Annotated in this window: 3 protein-coding genes; all 3 read right to left on the bottom strand. The window is 37.1% G+C overall.

Features of this window, described 5'->3' with window-relative positions; genetic code table 11:
- Positions 1–557 precede the first annotated feature (557 nt).
- Genes COZ07_RS08325 through COZ07_RS08315 form a run of 3 tightly spaced genes read right to left on the bottom strand, consistent with a single transcriptional unit; the run spans position 558 to position 3,580 of the window.
- Positions 558–1,589 carry a radical SAM protein gene (locus tag COZ07_RS08325; RefSeq protein ID WP_406608103.1) on the bottom strand — a complete coding sequence of 344 codons (1,032 nt, stop codon included), beginning with the start codon at positions 1,587–1,589 and terminating at the stop codon, positions 558–560.
- A 1-nt stretch (position 1,590) separates the two neighbouring features.
- A complete protein-coding gene (locus COZ07_RS08320) occupies positions 1,591–2,529 on the bottom strand; it encodes a radical SAM protein (protein ID WP_406608102.1) in 939 nt (312 codons plus the stop codon).
- The gene (locus COZ07_RS08315) at positions 2,522–3,580 is read right to left on the bottom strand and encodes an NAD(P)/FAD-dependent oxidoreductase (RefSeq protein WP_406608101.1); all 1,059 of its coding nucleotides are present in this window, start codon (positions 3,578–3,580) and stop codon (positions 2,522–2,524) included. Before COZ07_RS08315 ends, COZ07_RS08320 begins: the two co-directional genes overlap by 8 nt.
- Positions 3,581–3,707: the final 127 nt, after the last annotated feature.

Raw genomic sequence — 3,707 nt, 5'->3', positions numbered from 1 at the left:
AGAGATATTAAGAAGATTAAGGCAAAGAAGGAAAGTGATACTGGCATAAGTATTACTTTTACCTTTAAGCCTATTTTATTATACAAGAAGTCTCATTTTTTCGGTAAATGTGTCCAGTGATAGGGGTCATTCTAATAAAGGGTAGATGGTTTGCGCTTTTATGAAAAAATATTATTATTAATTTTCACACAGTCTGCCGTCCCCATGACAGTACCAAACATAAGACTCCGAGGAAATCAGCAAAGTCTTTCTCGAGAAGGAAGATCGCCTGCCTGGCATTTCTTCTGGAGGTGATGTGATAAACTGCTCCCGCAAATTCTATCCGTAATGGTCTGGTCAGGTGGCTAATATAGCATATCCTTTGTTATATTACAAGACCTGACCCCATATTTTCCATATTTTATCATCATAGAGGACGTCCTCGGGGCGCAACTGCATATAACGGCTCCAGCATAAAAGAAGTTTTTTCGAAGCAAAAATTTGGGTGAGTGCCGTTAGGCACGAACCTTTTATGTTGTGTTATACGCTGTCGCCCTAATGTTCTTATTATGTTATCGCTATCTGCGCCATAATTCTTTATTTATTTTTTGAATATCCTCTTTTTCAGGAGGAAATGGAAAATTTCTGATTTTAGGACCAGGTGGACAATTTGCATAGGGTCTATTACAAGCAACTTCTCCATCTCTCCCAGGACAGCCACTGGTCATAAAAGGAGTTCCTGTTTCAATAATCGATGACAAATTATCTTGTAATATGCCAAAATCTATCAACTTACCAAAGGAATCGAAACTGAAATTATCTATCCTACTTATACCTTCATCAATCAAGAATCTAGCAAGCTGAACCCTTCTATACTGTCCAACTGGTGGCTGTGGATGCTGAGAAAGTAATGAATTACATTCAGGAAAAAAAGAAAATAGATGAGTGCATCCCCCCATATCATAAGCCTTTTGAATCGTTTCTATCATTTCTCTTTCTGTTTCTCCAAGACCTACTATCAGATGAACACCGGCCTTTCGTTTACCAAATATTTCAAGCGCCTCTTCATAATACTTCCAGTATTTTTCCCATTTATGTGGACCTTTAACCGTTTTCCCTCTGATCTTTTCAAATAAATGTGGGGTTGCACAATCCACTGCTATTCCAATCATATCTGCACCGTTTTCCTTAAATCGATATAGATCACTTTTATCCAGAATGGTAGGTGAACTAAGAAGAGATATCGGAATATCTAGATCTTGCCTCAGGGTTTTGGTAATCTCCCATGTATCCTTTCTAGCCCTTTTGTTGGTTATCATTGAAAGACATATCCTTTTTACTCTATCGACATTTTCAGAAATTCTCTCCATTATATCCGTGAGTTTATAAGCTGTCCACTCTACCCTTATAAAACTTTTATCTTCATACGTCCCAGGTCGTCTCATTGAAAGGCCACAATAGCCACAGTTACCTGCGCAACCTGAATCATATGTGAGAAGTAAATTGATACAAAATAACTTTGCATCACGATAAAAAAGTCCGTTCTTGAACCCAAGCGTCATTGCAGCAGCAAGACTGGTTCGCAAATATTCAGGGCTTTCTTTGCTCATTTTACACCTCTTTCAGATTTATCGGAACGGAACAACATGTCTTCTTCCAAATAATATCCAGGCCATATTCTTGAGCTTTTTTAATCGCTTCTTCTGAAGGTATAGCAATTCTATTCACTCCGCATTCCACCGCCAGAACATCAATTAATGGGTTGGCTCTTTCACGAGCACATCCCAAAGATATCGGAACATCTGTCATCTCAATCCTTGCTGTAGCAATAATTTTCGCAACCTCTTCTGGATTTGGTGGCAAAATATTCCTCATAGGTGTCCCTGATAGCGGCATAAGAGATACTATGACCAAAACTTCCGGGTTGTATCTCTTTATTAAATCAATCGCATGGTATTCTCCTTTGATTTTACCATAATCAAGGCCAACGACGATATGAGGAATGATAGAAAGACCAGCATTTTTCAAAGCAGTAAGAGATTCTTCTATTTTCGTTATACCAAAATTAACATGATATATTTTCTTAAATGTTTCTTCATCTCCAATTACGTCGATTAGTGCTTGATCCACCCCAGCATCTTTCATTTTTTTAGCCATCTGATAATCTATGATACCACTGTGAATCGAAATAAAAAGATTCGTAGTTTCTTTAATAGTCTTTATGGCCGAAATAAAATTATACCAGGGAATAGTCCCATCTTTTTGACTTCCGCCGCTAATAAGACAACCAACATTGCCCAACTCTTTCAATCTTATGCATTTTTCAATAAGTTCTTCTGGAGTTGTAGCGAAGATCATTGACTCAAGTATTTTAGAGTTACAGTGATCACATTGAAGCTCGCAATGTTTTCCGGTGATAGATATTGCAGGATAATTTCCCCACTTACCATTATATTTAAACATCCCTGGGTGGTAGAAGGTTATCTTCTTACCAAACCTACGCCAAGATATCTCTCTTGATTTCGTAATCAATTTATCCAAGTCATTCATAATAATATTCCCTAAATACAGTCCAACATTTTTTTACTATACTATCTAATTTATCCCAATTAGATTCAAGAAAACACCGTTTCGTATGAGCTCTTTCTAACTCCTTACCAAAAATATCTTTCCATTCCTTTTCATAATCTATTAACATTTCAATATCTTCTTTTTGAATCGCACAGGCAGCAATCTTGCCGGCAATCTTACCGCATATAACTGCCTGAGCAATTCCCCCTCCGGTTATTGGATGCGTTTGTCCAGCTGCATCACCAACGAGCATGATATTATCTTTCACTGTATTTAATGGCCCACCCACTGGAATTAACCCGCTCGTGATTAAAAAAGGACTATTTTTGACTTTACCGTCTTCTTCCAATACTTTTACAAATTTTTTGAGTATGCTACTCAACGATTTATCGGTTTTTGTAATTGAATTATATTTAATACCAACCCCAACATTTGCTGATTTCCCTTTTGGAAACAACCATCCATATCCACCAAAGAAATCTTGATCAAAATAGACCTCCGTAAAATCCAACGAAGAAACTAATGGAACACTATATTGCATTCCAATGATGAAATCCCTGTTTACACTGTTTATCCACTTTCCTACAGTCGATTTTGGCCCATCAGCACCAATAATCACTTTTGCTGTAACATCAATTTCCCTACCATTTTTGTTGATGAATATCTTTTCTTTCTTCTTTGAACTACATAAGGTATTAATACGAACCTCCACCCCACTATCTGCGGCTTTCATCGCTAATTCTTTATCAAATATTGATCTATTAAGCATATAACCAGGTGAATATGATTCCACACATTCTCCGTTTGGAAGGTGTGTTCTCATCCCCTTAATCTCTTGAACAATGCTATCACGTGAGATCTCTACTTCACTGAGAATTAGTTTTGGTATAAACTCAGCACATTGAACAGGCTCTCCTATGATTTTTTTCTTCTCAATCAACAAAACTTTTGCCCCGTATTTTGCTGCCTCTGAGGCAGCAGAAGACCCAGCAGGTCCTGCTCCAACAATCAAAATATCATAATTTAGCATCCAATACCTTCTTGAGCAAATCAATATTTATATCTGTTTGACTTTCGAAATTTCCTTTATAGGCTTCCTCTTCCTTCCCAAGTTCATAACAGGTGGTATTATTAATATCAATTAAAATCGCAGGAAT

The sequence above is a fragment of the Candidatus Infernicultor aquiphilus genome, assembly GCF_002784285.1.
GTDB lineage: Bacteria > Atribacterota > Phoenicimicrobiia > Phoenicimicrobiales > Phoenicimicrobiaceae > Infernicultor > Infernicultor aquiphilus.
The sequence above is the reverse complement of the archived record's forward strand: the minus strand, read 5'-3'. Positions and strand labels throughout refer to the sequence as shown.

Coding starts and splice junctions, on each gene's coding strand:
- COZ07_RS08325 (WP_406608103.1), bottom strand. CDS start 1,589: ATGAGCAAAGAAAGCCCTGAATATTTGCGAACCAGTCTTGCTGCTGCA.
- COZ07_RS08315 (WP_406608101.1), bottom strand. CDS start 3,580: ATGCTAAATTATGATATTTTGATTGTTGGAGCAGGACCTGCTGGGTCT.
- COZ07_RS08320 (WP_406608102.1), bottom strand. CDS start 2,529: ATGAATGACTTGGATAAATTGATTACGAAATCAAGAGAGATATCTTGG.